The 25,416-nt window shown below is 71.9% G+C and carries 22 protein-coding genes and 1 tRNA gene; 12 read left to right on the forward strand and 11 right to left on the reverse strand.

Features of this window, described 5'->3' with window-relative positions; translation table 11 throughout:
• Positions 1–378: 378 nt before the first annotated feature.
• Both AB0P29_RS14030 and AB0P29_RS14035 read right to left on the reverse strand, forming a co-directional pair.
• The gene (locus tag AB0P29_RS14030; protein WP_363380706.1) at positions 379–2,253 is read right to left on the reverse strand and encodes an FAD-dependent monooxygenase; all 1,875 of its coding nucleotides are present in this window, start codon (positions 2,251–2,253) and stop codon (positions 379–381) included.
• A gap of 44 nt (positions 2,254–2,297) precedes the next feature.
• A complete protein-coding gene (locus AB0P29_RS14035) occupies positions 2,298–3,680 on the reverse strand; it encodes an MFS transporter (protein WP_217529728.1) in 1,383 nt (460 codons plus the stop codon).
• A 114-nt stretch (positions 3,681–3,794) separates the two neighbouring features.
• On the opposite strand from AB0P29_RS14035, the gene AB0P29_RS14040 reads away from it, so the two are divergent.
• From AB0P29_RS14040 to AB0P29_RS14065, 6 genes are read left to right on the forward strand one after another with little or no spacing between them, the layout of a single operon-like run.
• A complete protein-coding gene (locus AB0P29_RS14040) occupies positions 3,795–5,285 on the forward strand; it encodes a fumarylacetoacetate hydrolase family protein (RefSeq protein ID WP_363380710.1) in 1,491 nt (496 codons plus the stop codon).
• Entirely contained in the window at positions 5,267–5,965 is a 699-nt protein-coding gene (locus tag AB0P29_RS14045) for a GntR family transcriptional regulator (RefSeq protein ID WP_363380713.1), read from the forward strand. The genes AB0P29_RS14040 and AB0P29_RS14045 overlap by 19 nt, the downstream gene beginning before the upstream one ends.
• A 22-nt stretch (positions 5,966–5,987) precedes the next feature.
• A complete protein-coding gene (gene hpaE, locus AB0P29_RS14050; RefSeq protein WP_217529733.1) occupies positions 5,988–7,502 on the forward strand; it encodes a 5-carboxymethyl-2-hydroxymuconate semialdehyde dehydrogenase in 1,515 nt (504 codons plus the stop codon).
• Between the two features lie 28 nt (positions 7,503–7,530).
• Positions 7,531–8,682: a 3,4-dihydroxyphenylacetate 2,3-dioxygenase gene (hpaD, locus tag AB0P29_RS14055; RefSeq protein ID WP_363380716.1), complete on the forward strand. Its 1,152-nt coding sequence runs from the start codon at positions 7,531–7,533 to the stop codon at positions 8,680–8,682.
• Positions 8,683–8,699: 17 nt separating this feature from the next.
• Positions 8,700–9,485, forward strand: coding sequence for a fumarylacetoacetate hydrolase family protein (locus AB0P29_RS14060; protein WP_363380719.1), 786 nt, complete (start codon positions 8,700–8,702; stop codon positions 9,483–9,485).
• Complete coding sequence (locus tag AB0P29_RS14065; RefSeq protein WP_363380722.1) at positions 9,470–10,270, forward strand: HpcH/HpaI aldolase/citrate lyase family protein; 801 nt, start codon at positions 9,470–9,472, stop codon at positions 10,268–10,270. Before AB0P29_RS14060 ends, AB0P29_RS14065 begins: the two co-directional genes overlap by 16 nt.
• Before the next feature lie 46 nt (positions 10,271–10,316).
• Here AB0P29_RS14065 and AB0P29_RS14070 read toward each other — a convergent pair.
• Positions 10,317–10,407 (reverse strand) — tRNA-Ser (locus tag AB0P29_RS14070).
• Positions 10,408–10,549: 142 nt separating this feature from the next.
• Between AB0P29_RS14070 and AB0P29_RS14075 the strand changes: the two genes are divergently transcribed.
• Genes AB0P29_RS14075 through radA form a run of 4 tightly spaced genes read left to right on the forward strand, consistent with a single transcriptional unit; the run spans position 10,550 to position 14,767 of the window.
• On the forward strand, positions 10,550–10,918 hold the full coding sequence (locus tag AB0P29_RS14075) for a DUF429 domain-containing protein (RefSeq protein ID WP_363380725.1): 369 nt from the start codon (positions 10,550–10,552) through the stop codon (positions 10,916–10,918).
• Between the two features lie 50 nt (positions 10,919–10,968).
• Positions 10,969–12,348 (forward strand): MFS transporter, encoded by a 1,380-nt coding sequence (locus AB0P29_RS14080; protein ID WP_363380728.1) that lies wholly within the window; start codon positions 10,969–10,971, stop codon positions 12,346–12,348.
• A 53-nt stretch (positions 12,349–12,401) separates the two neighbouring features.
• A complete protein-coding gene (locus AB0P29_RS14085) occupies positions 12,402–13,355 on the forward strand; it encodes an L-lactate dehydrogenase (RefSeq protein WP_363380731.1) in 954 nt (317 codons plus the stop codon).
• A 53-nt stretch (positions 13,356–13,408) separates the two neighbouring features.
• Positions 13,409–14,767, forward strand: a complete 1,359-nt coding sequence (gene radA / locus AB0P29_RS14090; protein ID WP_253034524.1) for a DNA repair protein RadA — start codon at positions 13,409–13,411, stop codon at positions 14,765–14,767.
• 26 nt (positions 14,768–14,793) lie between these two features.
• Here radA and AB0P29_RS14095 read toward each other — a convergent pair whose 3' ends face one another.
• From AB0P29_RS14095 to AB0P29_RS14105, 3 genes are all read right to left on the reverse strand, one after another.
• Positions 14,794–15,195: a dehydrogenase gene (locus AB0P29_RS14095; protein ID WP_363380735.1), complete on the reverse strand. Its 402-nt coding sequence runs from the start codon at positions 15,193–15,195 to the stop codon at positions 14,794–14,796.
• Between the two features lie 293 nt (positions 15,196–15,488).
• Complete coding sequence (locus AB0P29_RS14100) at positions 15,489–16,208, reverse strand: hypothetical protein (RefSeq protein WP_253034522.1); 720 nt, start codon at positions 16,206–16,208, stop codon at positions 15,489–15,491.
• A gap of 45 nt (positions 16,209–16,253) precedes the next feature.
• The gene (locus tag AB0P29_RS14105) at positions 16,254–16,766 is read right to left on the reverse strand and encodes an amino-acid N-acetyltransferase (protein ID WP_253034521.1); all 513 of its coding nucleotides are present in this window, start codon (positions 16,764–16,766) and stop codon (positions 16,254–16,256) included.
• A gap of 88 nt (positions 16,767–16,854) precedes the next feature.
• On the opposite strand from AB0P29_RS14105, the gene AB0P29_RS14110 reads away from it, so the two are divergent.
• Both AB0P29_RS14110 and AB0P29_RS14115 read left to right on the forward strand, forming a co-directional pair.
• Complete coding sequence (locus AB0P29_RS14110) at positions 16,855–19,365, forward strand: circularly permuted type 2 ATP-grasp protein (protein WP_363380739.1); 2,511 nt, start codon at positions 16,855–16,857, stop codon at positions 19,363–19,365.
• Entirely contained in the window at positions 19,362–20,243 is an 882-nt protein-coding gene (locus AB0P29_RS14115) for a transglutaminase family protein (protein WP_363380742.1), read from the forward strand. Before AB0P29_RS14110 ends, AB0P29_RS14115 begins: the two co-directional genes overlap by 4 nt.
• A gap of 124 nt (positions 20,244–20,367) precedes the next feature.
• On the opposite strand, the gene AB0P29_RS14120 is transcribed toward AB0P29_RS14115, so the two are convergent.
• The 5 genes from AB0P29_RS14120 to AB0P29_RS14140 are packed head-to-tail and all read right to left on the reverse strand — an operon-like array spanning position 20,368 to position 25,328.
• Positions 20,368–21,081, reverse strand: a complete 714-nt coding sequence (locus AB0P29_RS14120; protein ID WP_363380745.1) for a GntR family transcriptional regulator — start codon at positions 21,079–21,081, stop codon at positions 20,368–20,370.
• A complete protein-coding gene (locus tag AB0P29_RS14125; RefSeq protein ID WP_064003646.1) occupies positions 21,078–21,851 on the reverse strand; it encodes a 3-oxoacyl-ACP reductase in 774 nt (257 codons plus the stop codon). The genes AB0P29_RS14120 and AB0P29_RS14125 overlap by 4 nt, the downstream gene beginning before the upstream one ends.
• Before the next feature lie 18 nt (positions 21,852–21,869).
• Positions 21,870–23,225, reverse strand: a complete 1,356-nt coding sequence (locus tag AB0P29_RS14130; RefSeq protein WP_363380748.1) for an aldehyde dehydrogenase family protein — start codon at positions 23,223–23,225, stop codon at positions 21,870–21,872.
• Positions 23,222–23,992, reverse strand: a complete 771-nt coding sequence (locus AB0P29_RS14135) for a gamma-glutamyl-gamma-aminobutyrate hydrolase family protein (protein ID WP_363380751.1) — start codon at positions 23,990–23,992, stop codon at positions 23,222–23,224. Before AB0P29_RS14135 ends, AB0P29_RS14130 begins: the two co-directional genes overlap by 4 nt.
• Positions 23,973–25,328 carry a glutamine synthetase family protein gene (locus AB0P29_RS14140; RefSeq protein WP_363380754.1) on the reverse strand — a complete coding sequence of 452 codons (1,356 nt, stop codon included), beginning with the start codon at positions 25,326–25,328 and terminating at the stop codon, positions 23,973–23,975. The genes AB0P29_RS14135 and AB0P29_RS14140 overlap by 20 nt, the downstream gene beginning before the upstream one ends.
• Positions 25,329–25,416 lie beyond the last annotated feature (88 nt).

Here is a 25,416-nt window from a genome sequence, read left to right on the forward strand (position 1 = left end):
ACGAACTCCGCCCCGTCGCCCGGAAGGGGTGGTGCCGAGTTTCTCGCCGCGATATGAGCCCCGGCGCTCGGCCCCGAACGCCGAGGCGTCGCACATGGCCACTCTTCGGCATCCTGCCCGACCATCTGCGACGTCTCGACGCCGCGACCCGGCGCGAAGTGCGGCTTCGGGGCCGGGATGGGTGCAGGTCGCGTCGGGTCGGCGGGGAAGCCCGGGCGTGGCGCGAGCGCGACGAGGCGTCGCGGATGGTCGCTTCCCGGCATCCTGCCCGACCATCTGCGACCCCTCGCGGCCGCGACCCGACGCGAAGTGCGGTCTCGCACGCGGGATGGGCGCCGATCGGGTCGGGTCGACGCCCACCCGCCCGTCCGCGCGAGGTCAGCCCGCGAACGCGCGCGACAGGAAGGCGTCGAGCTCGGCGGGCGCGTCGAGGGGCAGGACGGCGGCGACGTACTGGTCGGGGCGCACGACGACGACGGCGCCGCGGCGGTCGATGCCGCGCTCGGCGAAGATGTCGACGGAGTTCCAGGCGCCAGGCCCGGCCGCGTAGACCTTCTCCCAGTCCATGAGGCCGAGCGGGCCGGTCCGCGGCCGGAAGACCTCCGGCACCGCGAGCAGATCCACCTCGTCGTACGGCTGCGGGTACACGGCCTTCACGTCGAACACCGCGTCGACGTCGGCGCCGGCGGGCGTGAACCGCACCAGCGGTGAATCGGCGGATGCCGCCCACTCCGCCCACGTGCCCAGGGCCGCGGCATCCGTGTCGGCGAAGGCGTAGACCCGCCACCGTCCGTCGGCGCGGGCATGGTGGCCGAGGTGCACGACGTTGCCGTCGCTCACTCGGGTCACCGGGACCGACGCGAAACGCTTGCCGACGGGGTAGCCCTCGGTGAGCGTTTGGTGCCGGTCGTCCGCGACGATCGCCGACGGCTCGTAGCGCGTCATGAACCCCGAGGGGAACTCGGCGGTCGCGAGGTAGTAGTTCGCGAGGTCGTCGGGGTCCGAGATCTCGTGGGGCTTGCGGGCCATGAGCGAGGACCACTCGCGGTCGAAGTCGATGAGCTGCTGCGCGACCGGCTGACGCTCGCCCGAGTAGGTCGACAGGAGGGATGTCGGGGCCAGCCCGGTGAGGACGTGCCCGAGCTTCCAGCCGAGGTTGAACCCGTCCTGCATCGACACGTTCATGCCCTGCCCCGCTTTCGCGCTGTGCGTGTGGCAGGCGTCGCCGGTGAGGAACACCCGGGGCGTGCGACCGTCGCCATCCTCGACGTCGTCGAACCGGTCGGTGACGCGGTGCCCGACCTCGTACACGCTGTGCCAGGCGACCTGCTTCACGTCGATCGAGTACGGGTGCAGGATCTCATTCGCGCGGCGGATGATCTCCTCGATGGGGGTGCTGCGCACCGCCCGGTTGTCGGTGTCGGGCACCTCGCCGAGGTCGATGTACATGCGCGAGAGGTACCCGCCCTCGCGCGGGATGTGCAGGATGTTGCCCGCCTCGGAGGTGATCGCGCACTTGATCCGCCAGTCGGGGAAGTCCGTGTTCACGAGCACGTCCATGACGCCCCACGCGTGCGCCGCGAACCGCCCGACGTGCCGTCGGCCGATCGCCTCGCGCACGCCGCTGCGCGCCCCGTCGCATCCGACGACGAACTTCGCGCGGATCGTGCGCTCCTCGCCGGCCCGCGCACCTTCGACGTGGCGCACCCGCACCGCGAGCGGGTACTCGTCCGCGTCGTCCCGGGTGAGTCCGACGAACTCGACGCCGTAGTCGGGGCGGATGCGGCCGGGGCCGAGCGCCGCCGCCTCGGCGAAGTAGTCGAGCACGCGCGCCTGGTTGACGATCAGGTGCGGGAACTCGCTGATCTTCAGCCCGTAGTCCTCCGTGCGGCTGGTGCGGCGGATGCGCGACGGGTCCTCCGGGTCCGGGCCCCAGAAGTTCATGTACCCGATGTTGTAGGCCTCGGCGGTGATCCGCTCGGCGAACCCGAACGCCTGGAACGTCTCGACGCTGCGCGGCTGGATGCCGTCGGCCTGGCCGAGGGGCAGCCGCCCGCCGCGCCGCTCGATGATGCGCGTCGAGGCCGCCGGGAACTGCGACATCTGGGCGGCCAGCAGCATCCCGGCCGGTCCCGACCCGACGATCAGGACGTCGGTCTCGTCGGGAAGCTCCTCGGGTCGGTCGATCCCCGTGCCGGCGGCGTTCTCGACGCGAGGGTCCCCGGAGACGTAGCCGTGGTGGTGGAACTGCATGGTGCTCGCTTTCGGGAGGACGGTCGGATGCGGCATCCGGGATCTCAGGCCCGGGACACCCCGTAGATCGGGCTCTTCGCCTGCTCCTCCTCGTGATCGGGTCCGAGGGGGATGCCGGTGCGATCACGCAGCAGCAGCGTCGCCAGCAGGCCGAGCACGGTCATCCCGGCCAGGTAGAACGCGACCGACCAGGTCGACCCCGTCGCCTGCACGAGCGCGGTCGCGATGGTGGGGGCGAACGCGCCGCCGAGGATCGCGCCGATCGCGTACGAGATCGAGACGCCCGAGAACCGGATCGAGGCGGGGAAGAGCTCGGCGTAGTACGCGGACTGCTGCCCGTAGGTGAAGCCGAGGCCGATCGCGAGGATCGCGAGGGCCGTGAACAGGAGGCCGAGGTCCCCGGTGTTCACGAGCGGGAAGAGGGTGAACACGCCGATCAGCTGCAGGATCCAGCCGCCGATGTAGGTGGAGCGCCGGCCGATGCGGTCGCTGATCCAGCCGGCGGTCCAGGTCGAGGCGAGCCAGAACAGCGCCGAGCCGGTGACGGCCAGGAGCACACCGCTGCGGTCCATCGCGAGCGGCCCCTCGGGGTTTGTGGCGTAGTTCTGGATGTAGCCGCCGGTGGTCATGTAGCCCGCGGCGTTGTTGCCGGCGAAGACGAGCGCCGCGATGACAACGAGAAGGGCGTGCTTGCGGAACAGCTGCACGATCGGGGTGCGCGTGCGCTCCTTGCGCTCGGCGAGCTCGAGGAACACGGGGCTCTCCTCGACGCGACGGCGGATGTAGTACCCGACGAGGATCAGCACGATCGAGAAGAGGAACGGCACGCGCCAGCCCCACTCGAGGAACGCGTCGCCCGGGGCGAGCACCGACATGAGTGCCATCATCCCCGAGGCCAGCAGCAGACCGATCGGCACACCGATCTGCGGCGAGGCGCCGAACAGTCCGCGCTTCTGCTTGGGGGCGTGCTCCACGGCCATGAGCACCGCGCCGCCCCACTCGCCGCCGGCCGAGATGCCCTGCAGGATGCGCAGGAAGATCAGCAGGATCGGGGCGGCGAGGCCGATGACGGTCCAGGTCGGCAGCAGGCCGACGAGCGTCGTCGCGACACCCATGAGGATGAGCGTCACCACCAGCACCACGCGGCGGCCGTACTTGTCGCCGAAGTGTCCGGCCAGGAACGCTCCGAGCGGGCGGAACAGGAAGCTGATGCCGACGGTGAGGAACGACAGGATCGTCGCCGTGCTCTCGCCGAGCGGCGCGAAGAACAGCTGCGCGAAGACGAGCCCCGCCGCCTGGGCGTAGATGAAGAAGTCGTACCACTCGACGGTGGTGCCGACGACGGTTGCGAACACGACGCGGCGACGGTCGGTGGGGCTGCTGATCGTTCCGGTGGGGGTGAACCCCGTGCGCGAGGATTCGCTCATCTTCATTGACTCCTGGTGACGACGTTGTCGGGGGCCGCGGCTCCCGGTGGGGTGTTGCCTGCGGTCGGTTAGATAATATACGATTTGGGATATGCCGCAAGAGCGAGGGAGCTCATGACCCACGACATCGAACCGACGACCCCCATCGATCCGCGTTTCGCCGCCCTTCCTCAGCGCCCGGGCAAGATCGTCGCGGTCCACCTCAGCTACGCCTCGCGCGCCGACCAGCGCGGACGCCGCCCCGCCGCGCCTTCTTATTTCCTGAAGCCGTCGAGCTCGCTCGCCGCGTCGGGAGACGAGATCGAGCGCCCCGCCGGGACCGAACTCCTCGCCTTCGAGGCCGAGGTCGCACTCATCATCGGCACCGATGCGCGCCACGTGGGCGCGGCGGAGGCGTGGGCGCACGTCGGGTGGGTCACGGCATCCGACGACTTCGGTCTGTACGACCTGCGCGCGAACGACCGCGGCTCGAACGTCCGCTCCAAGGGCCGCGACGGGTACACGCCGATCGGGCCGCACCTCATCGACGCCCGCCAGGTCGACCCCGCCGCGCTGCGTGTGCGCGCATGGGTCAACGGCGAGCTCGCGCAGGACGACACGACCGCCGACCTGATCTTCCCCCTCGCGCAGATCGTCGCCGACCTCTCGCAGCACATGACCCTCGAGCGCGGCGACGTCATCCTCACCGGCACCCCCGCCGGGTCGTCGGTGGTCGTCCCCGGCGACGTCGTCGAGGTGGAGGTGGATGCCCCGGATGCCGTCGGCGCGCCCTCCTCGGGACGCTTGCGCACGACGGTGGCGCAGGGCGAGCGGGCGTTCGACCCCGCCCTGGGGTCCCTGCCCGCCGCCGACGACCTGCAGCGCGCCGAGGCGTGGGGCTCGCGCGAGGCCGCGGGTCTGCCCGCGCCGGGGCTCGACCCGGAGCTCCGCGCGAAGCTCGAGCGGGCACCCGTCGCCGGGCTGTCGCAGCAGCTGCGCAAGCGCGGTCTGAACAACGTCACGATCGACGGCGTCCGCCCGCTCCACCCGGGCGCGAAGCTCGTCGGACTCGCCCGCACCCTGCGTTTCGTCCCGAACCGCGAGGACCTCTTCGACTCCCACGGCGGCGGCTACAACGCGCAGAAGCGCGCGTTCGACGCCGTCGGCGAGGGCGAGGTCATCGTGATCGAGGCCCGCGGCGAGTCCGGCTCGGGCACGCTCGGCGACATCCTCGCGATCCGCGCGCACGCGCGCGGGGCGGCGGGCATCGTCACCGACGGCGGCGTCCGCGACGTCGACGCCGTCTCGGCCGTCGGCATCCCGGTGTACACCGCCGGTGCGCACCCGGCGGTCCTCGGCCGCCGTCACGTGCCGTGGGACGCCGACGTGACGATCGCGTGCGGCGGCACGACGGTGCAGCCCGGCGACATCCTCGTCGGCGACGCGGACGGTGTCATCGTGATCCCGCCCGCGCTCGCCGCCGAGGTCGTCGACGCCGCGCTGGAGCAGGAGATCGAGGACGGCTGGATCGCCGACCGCGTCGCCGAGGGCCACGCGGTCGACGGACTGTTCCCGCTCGCGGGCGAGTGGAAGGACCGGTACCGCGCATGGCGGGCGACGAACTGACGGCGCCGGCGGACCTCAGCAAGTCGCAGCGCGCCTATCACTGGGTCAAGGAGCGCATCGCCTCGCAGGAGTTCACGCCGGGCTACCGCCTCGTGCTCGGCGCGATCGCGGGCGAGCTCGGCATGAGCGTCGTGCCCGTCCGCGAGGCGATCCGCCAACTCGAGGCCGAGGGGCTCGTCACGTTCGAACGCAACGTCGGCGCCCGCGTCTCGATGGTCGACGACACGCAGTACCGCTTCAGCATGCAGGCACTGTCGGTCCTCGAGGGCACCGCGACGGCCCTCGCCGCGCGCCGCCTCACCGCCGACGACCTCCGGCTCGCCCGCGAGACGAACGAGCGGATGATCCAGTCGCTCAGCGACTTCGACCCGCACTCGTTCACGCGGCTCAACCAGGAGTTCCACGCGACGCTCTACGCCAAGTGCGCGAACCCGCGGATGCTGGAGCTCGTCGAGTCCGAGTGGGCGCGTCTCGGGCACCTCCGCGACTCGACGTTCAGCTTCGTCCCGGGCCGCGCGCAGGAGTCGGTGCGCGAGCACGAGCAGATCGTCGCGCTCATCGAGCGCGGCGCGCCGCTCGGCGAGATCGAGCAGGCGGCGCGGCGACACCGCTCCGCGACGCTCGACGCCTACATGATCCACGAACACCCGGGCGAAGCGCTCGGCCTCCCCAACTTCTGACCCTCGAGCAAGGACGCACGACATGACGGATCCCACCCTCGCGGCGGCCCCGCACACGCCCGCGGACCTCCCCACCCGCATCCAGCACTACATCGACGGCGCCTTCGTCGACTCGCAGGACGGCGACACCTTCGACGTGCTCGACCCCGTGACGAACCGGGTCTACCTGCAGGCCGCGGCGGGCAAGAAGGCCGATGTGGATGCCGCCGTCGCCGCCGCGCGTCGCGCGTTCACCGACGGACCGTGGCCGCGGATGCTGCCGCGCGAGCGCTCGCGCGTGCTGCACCGGATCGCCGACCTCGTCGAGGCGCGCGACGAGCGCCTCGCGGAGTTGGAGTCCTTCGACTCGGGCCTGCCGATCACGCAGGCGCTCGGGCAGGCCCGCCGAGCGGCCGAGAACTTCCGCTTCTTCGCCGACCTGATCGTCGCCCAGTCCGACGACACGTTCAAGGTGCCGGGCCGGCAGATCAACTACGTCAACCGCAAGCCGATCGGCGTCGCGGGACTCATCACCCCCTGGAACACGCCGTTCATGCTCGAGTCGTGGAAGCTCGGCCCCGCGCTCGCCACGGGCAACACGGTCGTGCTGAAGCCCGCGGAGTTCACCCCCCTCTCGGCATCCCTCTGGGCGGGCATCTTCGAAGAGGCGGGACTGCCGCAGGGCGTCTTCAACCTCGTCAACGGTCTCGGCGAAGAGGCCGGCGACGCGCTCGTGAAGCACCCCGAGGTGCCGCTCATCTCGTTCACGGGCGAGAGCTCGACGGGACAGCTGATCTTCGCGAACGCCGCGCCCTGGCTGAAGGGCCTGTCGATGGAGTTGGGCGGCAAGAGCCCTGCGGTCGTCTTCGCCGACGCGGACCTGGAGGCCGCGATCGACGCGACGATCTTCGGGGTGTTCTCGCTCAACGGCGAGCGCTGCACGGCGGGCAGCCGCATCCTGGTGCAGCGCGAGGTGTACGACGAGTTCGTCGAGCGCTACGCGGCGCAGGCCGCGCGGGTGAAGGTCGGATTCCCGCACGATCCGGCCACCGAGGTCGGCGCGCTCGTGCACCCCGAGCACTACGCCAAGGTGATGTCGTACGTCGAGCTCGGCAAGACCGAGGGTCGGCTCGTCGCCGGCGGCGGCCGGCCTGACGGCTTCGACGACGGCAACTTCGTCGCGCCGACCGTGTTCGCCGACGTGCCGCCGACGGCGAGGATCTTCCAGGAGGAGATCTTCGGCCCCGTCGTGGCGATCACGCCGTTCGACACCGACGACGAGGCCCTCGCGCTCGCGAACGACACGAAGTACGGGCTCGCCGCCTACATCTGGACCAACGACCTCAAGCGGGCGCACAACTTCTCGCAGGCCGTCGAGGCCGGCATGGTCTGGCTGAACTCCAACAACGTGCGCGACCTCCGCACCCCGTTCGGCGGCGTCAAGGCCTCGGGCCTCGGGCACGAGGGCGGGTACCGCTCGATCGACTTCTACACCGACCAGCAGGCCGTGCACATCACCCTCGGCAAGGTGCACAACCCGACCTTCGGCAAGAACTGACCTCCCTCACTCACGCAAGGACGCTGACATGAGCCACCGCGACGACATGACCCTCACCTCCTCCGGCTTCTGGGTGAGCCAGGAGTCCCCCATCCGCTCCGACAACCCGCTCCCGACCCCCTCCTCGCCCGCCCCCGACGTGCTGCGCTGCGCGTACATGGAACTGGTCGTCACCGACCTCGCGGCATCCCGCGTCTTCTACGTCGACATCCTGGGGCTCCACGTCACCGAGGAGGACGACGAGGCGATCTACCTGCGCTCGACCGAGGAGTTCATCCACCACAACCTCGTCCTGCGGCAGGGTCCGATCGCGGCCGTCGCGGCGTTCTCGTACCGGGTGCGCTCCGCCGAGGACCTCGACAGGGCGGTCGCGTTCTACTCCGAGCTGGGGTGCGACGTGCGGCGCGAGCCGAACGGGTTCACGAAGGGCATCGGCGACTCGGTTCGCGTGGTCGACCCGCTCGGCTTCCCGTACGAGTTCTTCTTCGCGACCGAGCACGTCGAGCGGCTGTCGTGGCGGTACGACCTCTACAGCCCCGGCGAGCTCGTCCGGCTGGACCACTTCAACCAGGTGACGCCCGACGTGCCGCGCGCCGTCAACTTCATGCAGTCCCTCGGCTTCCGCGTGACGGAGGACATCCAGGACGAGGAGGGCACGGTGTACGCGGCGTGGATGCGGCGCAAGCCCACCGTGCACGACACAGCGATGACCGGCGGCGACGGTCCCCGCATGCACCACGTCTGCTTCGCGACGCACGAGAAGCACAACATCCTCGCGATCTGCGACAAGCTCGGCGCGCTGCGGCGATCGGACGCGATCGAGCGCGGCCCCGGCCGTCACGGCGTCTCGAACGCGTTCTACCTGTACCTGCGCGACCCCGACGGGCACCGCGTCGAGGTCTACACGCAGGACTACTACACCGGCGACCCCGACAACCCCGTCGTCACGTGGGACGTGCACGACAACCAGCGCCGCGACTGGTGGGGCAACCCCGTCGTGCCGAGCTGGTACACGGACGCCTCGCTCGTGCTCGACCTCGACGGCAACCCGCAGCCCGTCGTCGCCCGCACGGACTCGTCCGAGATGGCGGTGACGATCGGGGCCGACGGCTTCTCGTACACGCGCGCCCCGCAATCGGCGGGCGACGGCGGCGAGTTCAAGCTCGGCAACCAGCTCTGAGGCGCGGAGGAGACCGGATGCTGCCCCCCGAGACCATCGCCGCCATCGCCGCCGAGCTCGCCGAGGCCGACCGCACGCGCGGGGTGATCCCCCGCATCACGGCGCGCTACCCCGACGCCACCGTCGAGGACTCGTACGCGATCCAGGGCGTCTGGCGCGACCGCAACATCGCCGCCGGGCGCCGGCTCGTGGGGCGCAAGATCGGCCTCACGAGCAAGGCGATGCAGCAGGCGACGGGGATCACCGAGCCCGACTACGGCGTGATGTTCGACGACACGGTGTACCGCTCGGGCGACGAGATCGAGGCGGCCCGGTTCTCGAACGTGCGTATCGAGGTGGAACTCGCGTTCGTGCTGCGCGAGCCGCTCGAGGGGCCCGACTGCACGCTCGAGGACGCGCTCGCGGCGATCGACTACGCCGTCCCGGCGCTCGAGGTGCTGAACTCGCACATCGAGCTCGAGGGCCGCACGATCGTCGACACCATCTCCGACAACGCGGCCTACGGCGCGATGGTCCTGGGCGACGTGCACAAGCGTCCCGACGAGATCGACCTGCGCTGGGTGCCCGGGGTGCTCTCGCGCAACGGCGAGATCGAGGAGACCGGCGTCGCCGCGGGCGTCCTCGGCCACCCCGCCACCGGCGTCGCCTGGCTCGCGAACAAGGTCTCGCAGCACGGCGCCCGGCTCGAGGCGGGCGAGATCATCCTCGCCGGGTCGTTCACCCGGCCGATGTGGGTGTCGGCGGGCGACGAGGTACGGTGCGAGTACGGCCCGATGGGGGAGATCACATGTCGCTTCGTCTGACCCCGACCTTTCGCGCCGCGCTGGCGCAGGCTGACCGTCCGCTGGCCGGCATGTGGGTGTGCTCGGGTTCGCCTCTCGTCGCCGAGATCTGCGCGGGCGCGGGCCTGGACTGGGTGCTCATCGACATGGAGCACGCCCCGAACGGGCTCGAATCCGTCCTCGCCCAGTTGCAGGCCGTCGCCGCCTACCCGGTGACCCCGGTCGTGCGGGTGCCGTCCGACGATGCGGTCGTGATCAAGCAGGTCCTCGACCTCGGCGCGCAGAACCTGCTCGTGCCGATGGTGTCGTCCGCCTCGCAGGCCGAGGCGGTCGTCCAGGCGGTGCGATATCCCCCGCACGGTCGGCGCGGCGTCGGGTCGGCGCTCGGGCGGTCGGCCCGGTGGAACCGGATCGAGGGATACCTCGCCGACGCCGACGAGCATGTATCGCTGTTCGTCCAGGTCGAGACGGCCGAGGGCGTCGAGGCCGCCGGGGCGATCGCCGCGGTGGACGGCGTCGACGGTGTCTTCGTGGGACCGAGCGACCTCGCGGCATCCCTCGGTCTGCTCGGTCAGCAGACGCATCCCGACGTGACCGCCGCAGTGCTCCGCGCCTTCGCCGCGGTGACGGATGCCGGCATCCCGGTCGGCGTCAACGCTTTCGACCCCGAGGTCGCACAGTCCTACGTCGACGCCGGCGCCGACTTCGTGCTCGTGGGGGCCGACGTCGCCATGCTCGCCCGCGGGTCCGAGGCGCTGGCGGCGAGCTGGTCGCAGGCCGGCGACGAGGAGCGCGCGGGCTACTGAAACCGTCTCCGGAAAGGGAAAAACCCCCGACTCGCGGGGGTTTTTCTGGCGGTGACGGTGGGATTTGAACCCACGGTAGGGGGTTACCCTACACAACTTTTCGAGAGTTGCACCTTCGGCCGCTCGGACACGTCACCGTCGTCCAGCTTACGACACGAGAGCGGATGCCGCGAACCAGCGCCCCCTCGCGCGTCATCGAGGCGTCGCAGATGGTCGCTTCCCGCCCGCGATGGCGACCATCTGCGACGTCTCGGCGCACCGGCGGGCGGGCGTCGGCGTGTGATCACCACGGGGGTCGACCTCGCGGCGCAGCCCGCGCGCACCGCCGCGCTGCGCACCTGGCGCGTCGACGTGACCGGCTACAAGACGGATGCCGCGGCCCGCCTCACCGCGACGGCGAACCTCCTGACCGCGGCGGCGCCGTGGCTCACCCTCTCCCCCGCGCAGCGCGGGCTGATGGAGGCATCCGACGACGCGTTCGACGCCGTGGTCGCTGCGCTCATCGCCCGCGCACACGCGGTGCGCGCGACGCACCCCCTCCCACCCGCCCGCACCGCGCGGGCCCGCCGCGAAGGCTGGATCGCCCTACCCGCGACCCCCCTCACCGACCTCGACCCGACGCGAACCGTCGCTTCGACCCCCGGGTGACGACCGTTCGCGTCGGCTCGGCGTCGGCGCCGCGGGTCTACGGTGAGGCTGTGAGCGCATCGACGACGACCCCGCGGTTCGGCCTGATCGTCGCGATCGCCGCCCTCGCCTCGGCGGTCGCCTTCCTCGACGGCACGATCGTGAACGTCGCCCTGCCCGCGATCGGCGAGGAGCTCGGCGGGGGCCTGTCGACGCAGCAGTGGACGGTGGATGCCTACCTCCTCACCCTGAGCTCGCTCATCCTGTTCGCCGGTTCGGTGAGCGATGCGTTCGGCCGCGTGCTCGTCCTGCGCATCGGACTCATCGGGTTCGGCATCGCTTCGATCGGCGTCGGGCTCGCCCCCGACCCGATCGTCCTGATCATCGCGCGGGCGCTGCAGGGCGCGGCGGGGGCGTTCCTCGTGCCGAGTTCGCTCGCACTCATCACCTCCCTCTTGAACGGTCCCGCGCAGGCGCGGGCGATCGGTCAGTGGACGGCGTGGACGACCGCCGCGAACCTCGCGGGCCCCCTCCTGGGCGGACTCTTCGTCGACCTACTGTCGTGGCGGTTCGCGTTCCTCGTGCAGATCATCCCGATCGCGATCACCTTCGTCCTGCTCGCCCGCCTCCGCCACATCGACCACCGCCGCGACGACGCGCACCTCGACCTCGTGAGCGCGACCCTCTGCACCCTGGGACTCGGCGGGGTGGTCTTCGCCCTCATCGAACAGCCGAACCTGGGGTGGGGTCATCCGGCGATCTGGATGCCGCTGGTCGCCGGCATCGTCATGTTCGCCGCGTTCCTGCTGCGGCAGCGGACGGTGCGCTCGCCGATCCTCCCGCTCGACATCTTCCGCGTGCGGAACTTCTGGACCGGCAACCTGGCCACCCTCTTCATCTACGCCGCGCTCACGCTCAACGGGTTCGTCGTCGGCGTCTACCTTCAGCAGGGCGCGGGGCTCAGCGCCACCCTCGCCGGCCTCGCCAGCCTTCCCGTGACCGTCGCCCTGATCGCGTTGAGCTCGGTCGTCGGCGGGTGGACCAACCGTTTCGGGCCGCGCCTGTTCATGACCGTCGGCCCGCTCGTGATGGCGGTCGGCTCGCTGATGCTGCTCGCCGTCCGCGAGGACTTCGACTACGGGACGCAGGTGATCCCCGGGCTCGTCGTGTTCGGCCTGGGCCTCGGCGTCACGGTGTCGCCGCTGACCTCGACGATCCTCGGCGCGATCGGCGGGGAGCGCTCCGGCATCGCCTCGGCGACGAACAACGCCGTCTCCCGCATCGCGGGACTCGTCGTCATCGCGATCCTCGCCGTGATCGTCGGCGGATCGCTCGACCTCGACGGCTTCCACCGGGCGGCGTGGGTCACCGCGGTCCTCATGGCCGCGGGCGCGGCGGTCTCGTTCCTCGGCATCCGCCGGCCTGCGGCGACCGAGGCGCAGCCCGCCTGATTTCTCCGGCCCGATCCGAGCCACCCGCATCCGCCGGATGCCACACTGGCGGTATGAGCCTCATCGAGAACTCGAAACTCACCGTCGTCGGCGCGGGGGCCGTGGGGTCGAGCGTCGCCTACGCGGCCCTCATCCGCGGGTCGGCCCGCCACGTCGCCCTTTACGACATCGCCGCCGAGAAGGTCGAGGCCGAGGTGCTCGACCTCGCCCACGGCGCGCAGTTCACCGGCTCGAGCGACATCTCCGGCGGGGCCGACATCTCGGTCGCCGCCGGATCCCACGTCGTCGTCATCACCGCCGGCGCCAAGCAGAACCCGGGCCAGACCCGCACCGAGCTCGCCGGTGTCAACGCCGGCATCCTGCGACGGATGCTGCCGCAGCTGCTCGAGGTCGCGCCGAACGCGGTCTACGTCATCGTCACCAACCCGTGCGACGTGCTCACCGTCATCGGTCAGGAGGTCACGGGCCTTCCGCCCGAGCGGATCTTCGCCTCGGGCACCGTCCTCGACACGTCGCGCCTGCGGTGGAAGCTCGCGCAGCGCGCGGGGGTGTCGACGTCCAGCGTGCACGCCTACATCGTCGGTGAGCACGGCGACACCGAGTTCCCGCACTGGTCGCGGGCGACGATCGGCACCGTCCCGATCCTCGACTGGCAGCCGCCCGACGGCCAGCCCGCGTTCACGACCGAGGAGCTGGACGCCATCGCGGTCGACGTGCGCGACGCCGCCTACAAGGTCATCCAGGGCAAGGGAGCGACCAACTACGCGATCGGTCTGTCGAGCGCGCGGATCGTGGAGGCCATCCTCGGCGACCAGCACGTGGTGATGCCGGTCTCGACGGTGCTGAGCGACTTCCAGGGGGTCGACGGCGTCGCGCTCTCGGTGCCATCGGTCGTCAGCAGCGCGGGCGCCCGGCCCATCCTCGAGACCTCGTTCTCGGCCGACGAGCTGGCGCTGTTCCACCGGTCGGCGGACGCGCTGCGGACCGTCGCGACGTCGCTGCGCTGAGCGGGGTCACGCCTGCCGGCGGCGATGTCGGATGCCGCGGCTAGCCTGTCGTCATGGCTTCACGACGTCCCGCCCCGACCGCCGCCTTCCGGTGCACGGAGTGCGGATGGACCACCGCGAAGTGGGTCGGCCGGTGCGGTGAGTGCCAGCAGTGGGGCACGGTCGTCGAGGCCGCCACGCAGACCGGGATCACGGCATCCGTCACCCCCGTGACGCCCACGCGCAGCGCGCGGCCGATCACGCAGATAGACACGCGGGAGACCCCCCGCCGCACGAGCGGCGTCGGCGAGTTCGACCGGGTGCTCGGCGGCGGCATCGTCCCCGGCGCCGCGATCCTGCTTTCGGGCGAGCCGGGTGTCGGCAAGTCGACCCTGCTGCTCGAGGTCGCCGCCCAGAGCGCCCGCGCCGGCCGTCGCGTCCTCTACGTCAGCGCCGAGGAGTCACTCAGCCAGGTGCGCCTGCGCGCCGAGCGCACCGGGGCGCTGCACGACGAGCTGTACCTCGCGAGCGAGACCGACCTCGCCACGACGCTCGGGCACGTCGACGACGTGCGGCCCGATCTGCTCATCGTGGACTCGGTGCAGACGGTGTCGTCGGGCCTCATCGACGGCGCCGCCGGGCAGCCGAGCCAGGTGCGCGAAGTGGCATCCACCCTCATCCGCGTCGCGAAGGAGCGCGACCTGCCCGTCGTGCTCGTCGGCCACGTGACCAAGGACGGTCAGGTCGCGGGACCCCGCATCCTCGAACATCTCGTCGACGTCGTCTGCCACTTCGAGGGTGACCGGCAGACGTCGCTGCGGTTCGTGCGGGCGCTCAAGAACCGCTTCGGCGCCACCGACGAGGTGGGCTGTTTCGACATGGCGGGCGACGGCATCGCCGAGGTGCCCGATCCCAGCGCACTCTTCCTCAGCAACCGCCCCAGCGAACCCGGCACGTGCGTGACCGTCGCCCTCGAGGGGCGCCGCGCGCTGCCGGTCGAGGTGCAGGCGCTCACGCTCCACACGTCGGCACCCAACCCGCGCCGCATCGTGAGCGGCGTCGACGGCGCGCGGGTGGCGATGGTGCTCGCCGTCCTCGAGAAGCGGGCCGGCATCAAGCTGTCGGACCAGGACGTCTACGTCTCGACGGTGGGCGGGGTGCGGCTGACCGAGCCCGCCGCCGATCTCGCCATCGCGCTCGCGATCGCGAGCGCCGCCACCGAGCGTCCGAACCCCGAGAAGCTCGCGGCGATCGGCGAGCTCAGCCTGTCGGGCGAGATCCGCCGCGTCACGCAGCACGACCAGCGCCGGTCCGAGGCCGCCCGTCTCGGATACCGGGCGGTCATCGACGCCGGCGCGGGCACCCTGCGCGACGCCCTGGCTCAGCGGGCGCGCCACCACCGCCCGCGATCGGACGACCGCCCCGACTTCTGACGTCGATCAGGCCTCGAGCGCGGCGATCAGGCCTCGAGCGCGGCGATCACGTCCGCGGGAGCGGCCTGCATGGGGTGCGGCCCGGCGATGTCGAAGAACACCGTCGTGATCTGCTCGCCGTGGGTGCCGAGGAACGCGCGCAGCCACACCGGGGACTGCAGCCCGACCCCCGGCGGCAGGGATGCCGGCTTGTTCGCCGCGTCGCTGAACAGCAGCAGCGCGACGTCGCCCGTGGCGGGGTCGCGGTAGGTCCAGACCTCCCCCGCGTCGCGGGGATTGTCGCGCGCACCGGGGCGCAGGAGCGGCACGACCGTCGGTCCGTGCCGCAGTGCGAACGCCAGCGCCGCCATGTCCTGCGTCTGGAGCGCATCGGCGAGCTGCGTGTTGCGGAACTCGAGCGGCTTCTTCTCGCGCTTCTTCCCGGCCATCCCCCCAGCCTACGGCGGCGCGGGCCGGCCCGGCGAGACGTCAAAGGGCCCCCTCGAACTCCCCATTGGGGACTGGAGAAGTCGAGAGGGCCCAGCACTCACCGGCGGCGGGGGGGGGATCCGATCGCCACACCTCTGGGGGGTCGGTGTGGCTCCGTTGCTGGGGACAACGGGGAAAGCCGCCGGGAGCTGCCCCCAGGGTACGCGGCGAGCGCGAGGCGGCGACAGGGTCCCACCCCGCGAGATCATGAGAATCCTCTCAGAATCTCCTCCGCGCGCGGGGCCGGAGCGGGTCAGCGGATCGTGAACGAGGCGGGTTCGACAGAGCCGATCCCGCCGATCGAGACCGCGAGGTTGTACCACCCGGGCAGCGCCTTCTGCCGGTCGCCGTCGCACGTGTCGACGGACGAACGGGTGCGGTCCCACACGATCGGCGCCGCGCTCGTGACGGTCTGACGGGCATCCAAGGTGACGACCTGGTCGCTCGGCTCGGTCTGGCAGTCCGTCGACCGCCACCAGGTGTCGCTGCCGCTCGTGATCTCGAACGTCTGCGCCGCCGTCCCCACGTTGATCACGCACGGCAGGTCGGTGTCGTTGACGAGCCGGATCGACAACTGCGGCAGCTCCCCCGTCCCGTAGGAGCTCTTGTCGACGACGGCGCTGACCGTCACGTCCCCGGTCGTGCACGGGGCGGCCGCGGGTTCTCCGTCGGGCTTCGCCCCGGTGTCACCGTCCGCCGACGAGGTGACGCGCGGCGTCGGCGTCCCCGAGGCGGCGGCGGATCCGCTCGGCGTCGGCGAGGGGCCGGCGCCCGGAGAAGTGGAGGCCGGGGAAGCGGATGCAGGGGCCCCGGCCGTCGGCTGCGGCGCGGCATCCGCCCACGCCCGCCAGGGCTGCCACGCGACCACCGCGACGATGCCGCCCACGATCAGGAGGGCCAGCAGCACGACGGCGAGCCGACGACGCCGGTACACGGCGGGTGTCGGCTTGCGGCGGCGGGTCGGGCTGGTCACGGATCCAGGGTACGCACGGGTCCCCGGCCCGCCCGCCCGGCGCGCCTACAACTGCTTGAGCATCCGGGTGTTGCCCAGGGTGTTGGGCTTCACGTGCGCGAGGTCGAGGAACTCCGCGACACCCTCGTCCGGGCTCCGCAGCAGCTGCGAGTAGACGTCGGGGGCGACCACCTGCTCACCGATCTCGGCGAACCCGCGCCGCGAGAAGAACGGCACCTCGAAGGTGAGGCAGAACAGCCGGCTGAGCCCCAGCGCACGGGCGTTGTCTTCGAGCAGGTCGACGACCGCACCGCCGACGCCCCGATGCAGCCAGTCGTCGGCGACGATCAGCGTGCGGATCTCGCCGAGGTCCTCCCACATGACGTGCAGGGCGCCGCATCCGACAAGCCGGTCGCCGGCCTCGGCGACGACGAACTCCTGCACGGTCTCGTACAGCGTGACCCGCTCTTTGCCCAGCAGGATGCGGCGCTGCACCCACGGCTCGAGCAGTTCCTGGATGCGGGGGACGTCCGACGTCCGCGCGGGTCGCACGGTGAAGGTGGCGTCCGATCCCGTCATGCCTTCCACTGTATTCGCCCGGCACCGGCGGGAACGCGCGGATCGACCGCGCCGCGTGCCCCTACGCTGGACCCGGAAGGGGACCTGCGTGAGTGTGCTCCGTGATTACGCCGCGGCCGTGTCGCAGCCGACGCTGCCGTTCGCCTCGGCAGCGCCGCGGTTCGACGAGGTCGTCGACGCCGACGGTACGCTGCGCCCCGCCTGGCAGGGTCTCGCCACCCTCGCCCTGGGTCTGACCCGCGAAGAGCTCGACCGCGTCGACGGCGAGATCGCCCGCTTCCTCGCCGACGACGGCGTCTCGTACGCGCGTGCTGGCGCCGAGCTGCAGCCGTGGCAGCTCGACCCGATGCCGTTCGTGATGGATGCCGCCGGCTGGGCGCGCCTGGACGTCGGACTCGCGCAGCGGGCCGAGCTGTTGAACGCGCTGCTCGCGGACCTGTACGGGCCGCAGGTCGTGCTGCGCGAGCGGATCGTGCCGGCCGCGGTCGTCCTCGGCCACGCCGGTTTCGTGCGCGCCATGGCCCGCGCCGGCGACGACGCCCCGCCGCCGGATCTGCTGCTGTCGGCGACCGACCTCGGGCGCGACGCGGCGGGCGACTGGCATGTGCTGGCCGATCGTGTGCAGGCTCCGTCGGGGCTCGGCTACGCGGCCGAGAACCGTCGCGTGATCTCCCAGGTGCTGCCCGACCTGCTCGACGAGGGCGCGCTGCACCGGATGGATCCGTACTTCGCGGCCCTCCGCGCGGCGCTCATCGCCGCCGCCCCCGAGGGCGTCAGCACGCCGCGGATCGTCGTCCTCTCCCCCGGCCCGCTGTCCGAGACGGCGTTCGACCAGGCGTTCCTCGCGAACGCGCTCGGTTTTCCGCTCGTGCAGGGCAGCGACCTCGTCGTGCGGGACGGCGCGGTCTGGATGAAGCCCGCCCAGTGGCCGTCGCGGACGCCGCGCGAACGCGTCGACGTCATCCTGCGACGCGTCGATGCGGAGTGGTGCGATCCGCTCGAACTCCGCGCCGGGTCGCGGCTCGGTGTCGCGGGCCTCGCCGAAGCGGTGCGCCGCGGACGGGTGCGCGTCGTCAACGGGCTGGGCGCCGGCGTGCTCGAGAACCCGGCACTCCTCCCCTATCTGCCGGCAGTGTGCGAGCGGCTGCTCGGCGAGCAGCTGCGGCTCCCGTCGGTGCCGGCGTGGTGGCTCGGCGACGACGACGCGCGCGCCGAGGCGCTGCCCCGGCTGGATGCCGCCGACCCGGCGCTCGAGGTGTTCGACATCGACGACCCCCGCCGGCCCCTCGCCGCGACCGACCCCGCCGTCCGCGGCCGGATCGACCGCGGGCCGCACCGCTTCGCGGCCGTCGAGCGGCTGCACCTGTCGCAGGTTCCGGTGTGGGATGCCGGGGGCGCGGCATCCGCTCGACCCGTCACCCTGCGGGGTTTCGCGATCCGCTTCGGCTCGACCTACCGGCCGCTGGTCGGCGGGCTCGCGACGGTGCGCACCGCACCCGAGGCGGCGCCGCGCACGAAGGACGTGTGGGTCCTGAAGTCGGACGAGGCCGATCCCGACCAGGGGATCGCGGAGGTGGCGTCCCTCCCGACGACGCGCAGCGACCCGACCCTCGCGCCGCGCGCACTGTCGGACCTGTTCTGGACCGGGCGGTACGCCGAGCGCGCCGAGGATCTGCTGCGCCTCATCATCGCGACGCAGGCGGCGCTCGACCAGCCCGGCGCGCACACGGCCGCGCGGGCGGCCGAGAGCGTCCGCGTGCTGCTCGCCGCGCTCGACCGCCTCGCCGGGACGCGCTGGACCGACCCCGAGGCGGAGTTCCGGTCGCTGCTGCTCGACGCCTCCCGCCCCGGCTCGGCGGCGCACTCGATCGCGCGACTGCGCGATGCGATGGAGGGGGTCCGCGATCAGCTCTCGGGCGACACGTGGCGGGTCTTCTCGAACATCGACCGCGCCGTGCGGGCGCTGCGGAGCGCCCCGCATCCGCACCGCACCGCGGAGTCCGCCGGACGCATGCTCGCGTCGATGCTGTCGCTGTACGGCGTGACGGCGAACATGATCCGCGACCCCGGCTGGCACATGATGGAGGCCGGTCGCTACCTCGAGCGCGGGCTGCAGCTGACGACTCTGCTGTCGTCGGCGCTGTCGGCCAGCCGCGGTCCGCGCACCGACCGCGAGGTGCTCGAGTCGCTGCTGCTGTCGGCCGAGAGCGTCGTGACGCACCGTCGCCGCTATCGCGGGGCGATGCGGGCGGCCGACGTCGCCGAGCTGCTGCTGCTCGACCGCGGCAATCCGCGCTCGCTTGCGTTCTCGCTGCAGACCCTGCGCGAGCACCTCGCCGCGCTGCCGGCGTCGACGGGGTCGTCGCGGGCCGAGCGCCTGCTCGATCAGCTCGAGACGGGTCTCGCCGAGGTGGAGGTGCTCGAGGTGACCGCCGTCGTCGGCGGGCGCCGGGAGCGCCTCGTCGAGGGACTCGAGAGCATCCGCGCGCAGCTCGAGCAGCTGTCGGATGCGATCGCCGACCTGCATTTCGAGGCGGGGCCCCCGCCGGTGTCGATGACGGAGCTGTCGCTCGTCGAGCTGATGGGCGCGCGCGCATGACCCGCTACCGCGTGTGGCACCGCACGGCGTACACCTACAGCGACGCCGTGCAGGACAGCATCGGCCAGTTCCACCTGCGTCCGCGCGACCTGCCCTGGCAGACCGTGGCGCAGGCCGAGGTCACTGTCGACCCCGTGCCCGGCGACGTCTCGCCGCGCACGGACTGGTTCGGGAACTCGTCGACCTACTTCCACGTGACCGATCCGCACGAGGCTCTGACGATCGAGGCGGCGAGCGAGGTGACCGTCGCAGTGCCCGAGTACGACGCCGAGGCGCTCGCGCAGCCGTGGGAGCTCGCCCGGCCGCTGCGGCATCCCGACCTGCCGGGCGCCGTCGAGGCCACCGAGTACGCGCTCGAGTCGGCGCGCGCCGCGCACGATGAGGCGGCGTACGCGTACGGCGCGGATTCGCTCACACCGGGCCGGCCCATCGGCGAGGCGGCGACCGATCTCATGCAGCGGATCTTTCGCGACTTCGATTACGACAAGACGGCGACCACCGTGACGAGCACGGTCGCCGACGCGATGACGAAGCGGGCGGGCGTCTGCCAGGACTTCGCGCACGTCGCGCTCGCGTGCCTCCGCAGTCACGGCCTGGCCGCGCGGTACGTGTCGGGATACCTCGCGACGCAGCCGCCGCCCGGCAAGGAGCGCGTGTTCGGTGCGGATGCCTCGCACGCCTGGCTCGCCGTGTGGCTGCCCGGCACCGACCAGTGGCTCGCGATCGACCCGACGAACAACCAGTGGGCGAACGACCGCTACGTCACCGTCGCCTGGGGACGGGACTACGGCGACGTGTCGCCCGTGACCGGCATCATCTTCACCGAGGCCAAGACCTCGACCCTGCGCGTGCAGGTCGACGTCGCCCCGCTCGACTGAGGGCCCCCCCGTTCACGGATGCAACAGATCCGACCCGACACGCCGTCTCAGGACCCACGGATGCGGGGTGTCGCCCGGCATCCATTGCATCCGTGAACGCTCACCGGGCCCCGGCACGCGCGCCTCAGCCCAAGAAGCCCCGCAGCAGCGCCTCGGATCCGGCGAGGTGATCGAGCACGGCCGCCTCGGCGGCGTCCGGCTTGCCGGCGAGGATCGAGGCCACGATCCTCTCGTGCTGCGCGTCGGAGTGCTCGATGTTGCGCGGCAGCAGGGGGAACGTGTCGAGCCAGGCGTTCACGCGCGCCCGGTTCTCGACGATCAGAGGGAGCAGCGACGGGATGCCGCTGGCCTCCGCGATCGCGAGGTGCAGCAGCGAGTCGAGCCGGCGGTACTCCCCCTCGTCGGCTCCCACGGTCGCGTGATGCCGCTGCGCGAGCGCGGTGCGAGCGGCATCCGTCAGCTCCCGCGAGGCCGCCGCCCGCGCGGCCCCCGCTTCGAGCACACGCCGGAGCCCCAGGACGTCGTCGAGCTCGCCGATGTCGACGGGACCCGTCGGCACGGGGAGCGGGTCGGCGACGAACGTGCCGCCGTACCGGCCGCGCCGGCGCACGACGTACCCGGCGTCGGCGAGCTCGCCGATCGCCTGACGCACGGTGTCGCGGCTGACGCCGTACCGGTCGGCGAGGTCGCGCTCGGAGGGCAGCGACTCCCCCGGCGCGACCACGCCGAGCCGCACGGTCTGCACGAGCCGGGCGACGGTGTCTTCGAGCGCGTTGCCGCCGCGCACCGGTCGGTAGACGGTGCGGCCGAGATCCGGCGACGACGCGGCGCGGGTCACAGCGGCGTCACGTAGGCGTTGGTGATGCCGCCGTCGACGACGAAGGCGTTGGCGGTGATGAACGAGGCGTCGTCCGAGGCGAGGAACGCGACGGCGGCCGCCATCTCCTCGGGCTCGGCGAAGCGGCCCATCGGCACGTGCACGAGGCGGCGCTGCGCGCGCTCGGGGTCCTTCGCGAACAGTTCGCGCAGCAGCGGCGTGTTCACCGGCCCCGGGCAGAGCGCGTTGACGCGGATGCCCTGCCGCGCGAACTGCACCCCGAGCTCGCGGGTCATCGCGAGCACGCCGCCCTTCGAGGCGGTGTACGAGATCTGCGACGTGGCCGAGCCGAGCAGCGCGACGAACGACGCCGTGTTGATGATCGAGCCTTTGCCGGCCGGCACCATGTGCCGCAGCGCCGCGCGCGAGCAGAGGTAGACGCTCTTGAGGTTGACGTCCTGCACCTTGTCCCACGCGGGCAGTTCGGTCGTCTCGATCGAGTCGTCGTCGGCGGGCGAGATGCCGGCGTTGTTGAAGGCGATGTCGACCGAGCCGAGGTCGGCGGCGACCCCGTCGAAGAGCGCGTCGACGGATGCCTGGTCGGCGACGTTCACCTGGCGGAAGACGCCGCCCACCTCGTCGGCGGCCTTCTGCCCGGTCTCGGGGTCGAGGTCGGCGATGACGACGCGGGCGCCCTCGGCGGCGAACCGGCGAGCGGTCGCGAGGCCGATGCCGCTGGCACCGCCGGTGATGATGGCGACGCGGTCGCGCAGGCGCTGGGTGAGGTCCATTCGGGAGGTCCTTCCGGGTCAGGAGGTGGCGTAGAAGACGTTCTTGGTCTGGGTGAAGTGCTCGGCCGCGTCGGGTCCGAGCTCGCGGCCGAGGCCCGAGGCCTTCATGCCGCCGAACGGGGTCGCATAACGGACCGAGGAGTGCGAGTTGACCGACAGCACGCCGCTGCGCACGCCCCGGGAGACTCGGATGCCGCGCCCCAGGTCGCGCGTCCAGATCGAGCCCGCGAGCCCGTAGACGGTGTCGTTGGCGAGGGCGATCGCGTCGGCTTCGTCGTCGAAGGGCAGCACGGCGACGACGGGTCCGAAGACCTCTTCCTTCGCGATGCGGTCGCCCCGCCCGGCGAGCACGACGGTCGGCGCGAACCAGAATCCGTCGCCCTCCGGCGCGGTCCCGCGGAAGGCGACGTCGGCCCCGTCGACGTACCCGGCGACGCGGTCGCGCTGCGCGGCGGAGATGAGCGGCCCCATCTCGGTCGACTCGTCGTTCGGATCGCCCACGCGCCAGGCGGCGACGGCGGGTTCGACGAGCTCGAGGAACCGGTCGTACACCGACCGCTCGACGAGCAGCCGGCTGCGGGCGCAGCAGTCCTGCCCCGCGTTGTCGAACACCGAGCCGGGGACGGCCGCGGCAGCGGCCTCGAGGTCGGCGTCGGCGAAGACGATGTTGGCACTCTTGCCGCCGAGCTCGAGCGTCACGGGCTTGAGCTCGCGCGCGCATCCCGCGGCGACCTGCGTCCCGACCCGGGTCGAGCCCGTGAAGACGACCTTGTGGACATCGGGATGCGTCACGAACCGTTCGCCGACGACGGGCCCGGCGCCGGGGATGACGGTGAACACCCCCTCGGGCAGGCCCGCCTCGACCGCGAGGTCGCCGAGGCGCATCGCGGTCAGCGGCGTGAGCTCGGCGGGCTTGAGGACGACCGCGTTGCCGGCGGCGAGCGCGGGCGCGAAGCCCCACGACGCGATCGTCATCGGGAAGTTCCACGGCACGATGATCCCGACCACGCCGTACGGCTCGTGGTAGGTCACGTCGAGGCCGCCGGCGACGGGGATCTGGCTGCCGATCAGGCGTTCCGGTGCTCCCGCGTAGTAGTTCAGGACCTGCGCGACGTGGGATGCCTCCCACCGCGCGGACGAGATCGGATGCCCCGCCTCGAGCACCTCGAGCTGCGCGAGCTCCTCGACGTGGGGCTCCACTACAGCGGCGAACCGGCGCAGGGCGTCGGCGCGCGCGACGGGGGCGAGCTCGGCCCACGCGCGCTGAGCGCGGACGGCGCGGGCGATCGCGGCATCCGTCTGCTCCACCGAGGCGAGGTCGACGTCGCGGACGGCGGCGCCGGTGGCCGGGTTCAGGACGGTGAAGGCGCTCACGCGGCGACCCCCCGGTGCAAGGCGGCGTACGCGTCGGCCGCGGCGACCAGCCCCAGGAACAGGCGCCGGTCGGCGGAGTTCTCCTCGGGGTGCCACTGCACCGCGACGAGGTAGTCGTCTCCGGGCGCCTCGAACGCCTGCACGAGCCCGTCGTCGGTGCGAGCCGTGACGACGAGTCCCTCGCCGAGGCGGTCGACGCCCTGGTGGTGGTAGCTGTGCACCGTGTAAGGGCCGGCGCCGATGAGTCCGGCGAGTGTCGTCTCGGCATCCACGTCGACGGTGTTCTCGGCGAAGACGCCGCCGCCGATCTTGTAGCGCTCGGTGCCGAGGGCTTCGGGCAGGTGCTGGTGCAGCGTGCCGCCGTAGGCCACGTTGATCAGCTGCAGACCGCGGCAGATGCCGAACACGGGCATGCCGCGCTCGCGCGCGCCGGCGAGCAGGGCGAGCTCCCACTCGTCGCGGTCCGCGCGGGCAGGGTCGGTGAGCGGATGCCGCTGCGCACCGTACAGCTCGGGTTGCACGTCGAGCCCGCCGGTGAGGATCAGCCCGTCGAGGCCGTCGAGCACGACGTCGGCCGCCGCCTTCGCCGACGGCTGCGGCGGCAGCAGGACCGCGACCCCGCCCGACGCGGTCACGGCGTCGAAGTACTGCTGCGGCAGGAAACTGGCGCGGACGTCCCAGACGCCCTGCACCGCCCGCTCGAGGTAGGTGGTGAGTCCGATGACGGGGCGGCGGCCGCCCGCGGGATCAGAGACGTTCGAAGCCACGGATGCGCTCCCAGTCGGTCACGGCGGCGTCGTAGGCGAGGACCTCGACACGCGCCTGGTGCAGGTAGTGGGCGACGACGTCCTCGCCGAACGCCGCGCGCGCGATCGCGGACTTCTCGAAGAGGTCCGCCGCTTCGCGGAGGGTCGTCGGCAGGTGCTCGACGTCGGAGTCGTAGGCGTTGCCGGTGAGCGGCGCCGGCAGCGGAAGCTCGTTCTCGATGCCGTGGAGGCCGCCGGCGATGATCGCCGAGATGGCGAGGTACGGGTTCACGTCGCCGCCGGGCACGCGGTTCTCGACGCGCAGCGACGAGCCCTTTCCCACGACGCGCAGCGCGCAGGTGCGGTTGTCGACGCCCCAGGCGATGCCCGTCGGCGCGAACGAGCCTTTCGCGAACCGCTTGTACGAGTTGATCGTGGGTGCGTAGAGCAGCGTGAACTCGCGGAGGGTCGCGAGGATGCCGGCGATCCAGTGCTCCATCAGCGGACTGAAGCCGTGCTCGCCGTCGCCCGCCATGACGGCCTCGCCGTCCTCACCCCGGACGGAGAGGTGGATGTGGCAACTGTTGCCCTCGCGCTGGTCGAACTTCGCCATGAAGGTCAGCGACTTGCCGTGCGCGTCGGCGATCTCCTTCGCGCCGTTCTTGTAGATCGTGTGCTGGTCGGCGGTCTCGAGCACCTCCGCGAACCGGAAGGCGATCTCCTGCTGGCCGTCGTGGCACTCGCCCTTGACGCCCTCGCAGTAGAGCCCCGCGCCTTCCATGCCGCGGCGGATGTCGCGCAGCAACGGCTCGAGGCGGGTCGTGGCGAGCAGGTTGTAGTCGACGTTGTAGTCGGTGGATGCCTGCAGTCCGACGTAGCGCTTCGCCCAGGCATCCCGGAACGAGTCGTCGAAGACGATGAACTCGAGTTCCGTGCCCGAGTAGGCGACGAGGCCCCGGTCGGCGAGGCGCTGACGCTGGGCGTTCAGGATGCCGCGGGGCGACTGCACCACGGCTCCGCCGCGCACGTACTCGAGGTCGGCCATGACGAGCGCGGTGGCCGGCTGCCACGGGATGCGGCGGAGGGTCGCCATGTCGGGGCGGAGGACGAGGTCGCCGTAGCCCTTGTCCCAGCCCGACATCGCGTAGCCGTCGATCGTGTTGAGGTCGACGTCGACCGAGAGCAGGTAGTCGCACACCTCGGCGCCGTGGCCGGCGACCTCGTCGAGCCAGAACCGGCCCGCGACCCGCTTGCCGACGAGGCGCCCCTGGGCGTCGGGGAAGGCGACGATCACCGTGTCGATCTCATCCTTCGCGATCGCGTCGGCGAGCTCGTCCACCGTCAGATTTCCGGGCATCCGTCATCCTTCCGTCGTGCGCTGGTCGGGTCTGTAACGAGAACGCTACATGCCAAAGGTAGACACGGCGTACCAATAGACGCCACAC

Source organism: Microbacterium sp. NPDC080220 (genome assembly GCF_040686395.1).
Lineage (GTDB): Bacteria > Actinomycetota > Actinomycetes > Actinomycetales > Microbacteriaceae > Microbacterium > Microbacterium gawkjiense.

What these genes read in the sequence shown, in the direction of transcription:
- AB0P29_RS14105 (WP_253034521.1), bottom strand. Translation starts at nt 16,766, where the DNA reads ATGACGGGATCGGACGCCACCTTCACCGTGCGACCCGCGCGGACGTCG.
- AB0P29_RS14030 (WP_363380706.1), bottom strand. Translation starts at nt 2,253, where the DNA reads ATGCAGTTCCACCACCACGGCTACGTCTCCGGGGACCCTCGCGTCGAG.
- hpaD (WP_363380716.1), top strand. Translation starts at nt 7,531, where the DNA reads ATGAGCCACCGCGACGACATGACCCTCACCTCCTCCGGCTTCTGGGTG.
- AB0P29_RS14035 (WP_217529728.1), bottom strand. Translation starts at nt 3,680, where the DNA reads ATGAGCGAATCCTCGCGCACGGGGTTCACCCCCACCGGAACGATCAGC.
- AB0P29_RS14115 (WP_363380742.1), top strand. Translation starts at nt 19,362, where the DNA reads ATGACCCGCTACCGCGTGTGGCACCGCACGGCGTACACCTACAGCGAC.
- AB0P29_RS14125 (WP_064003646.1), bottom strand. Translation starts at nt 21,851, where the DNA reads ATGGACCTCACCCAGCGCCTGCGCGACCGCGTCGCCATCATCACCGGC.
- AB0P29_RS14040 (WP_363380710.1), top strand. Translation starts at nt 3,795, where the DNA reads ATGACCCACGACATCGAACCGACGACCCCCATCGATCCGCGTTTCGCC.
- radA (WP_253034524.1), top strand. Translation starts at nt 13,409, where the DNA reads ATGGCTTCACGACGTCCCGCCCCGACCGCCGCCTTCCGGTGCACGGAG.
- AB0P29_RS14060 (WP_363380719.1), top strand. Translation starts at nt 8,700, where the DNA reads ATGCTGCCCCCCGAGACCATCGCCGCCATCGCCGCCGAGCTCGCCGAG.
- AB0P29_RS14045 (WP_363380713.1), top strand. Translation starts at nt 5,267, where the DNA reads ATGGCGGGCGACGAACTGACGGCGCCGGCGGACCTCAGCAAGTCGCAG.
- AB0P29_RS14085 (WP_363380731.1), top strand. Translation starts at nt 12,402, where the DNA reads ATGAGCCTCATCGAGAACTCGAAACTCACCGTCGTCGGCGCGGGGGCC.
- AB0P29_RS14095 (WP_363380735.1), bottom strand. Translation starts at nt 15,195, where the DNA reads ATGGCCGGGAAGAAGCGCGAGAAGAAGCCGCTCGAGTTCCGCAACACG.
- AB0P29_RS14140 (WP_363380754.1), bottom strand. Translation starts at nt 25,328, where the DNA reads ATGCCCGGAAATCTGACGGTGGACGAGCTCGCCGACGCGATCGCGAAG.
- AB0P29_RS14065 (WP_363380722.1), top strand. Translation starts at nt 9,470, where the DNA reads ATGTCGCTTCGTCTGACCCCGACCTTTCGCGCCGCGCTGGCGCAGGCT.
- hpaE (WP_217529733.1), top strand. Translation starts at nt 5,988, where the DNA reads ATGACGGATCCCACCCTCGCGGCGGCCCCGCACACGCCCGCGGACCTC.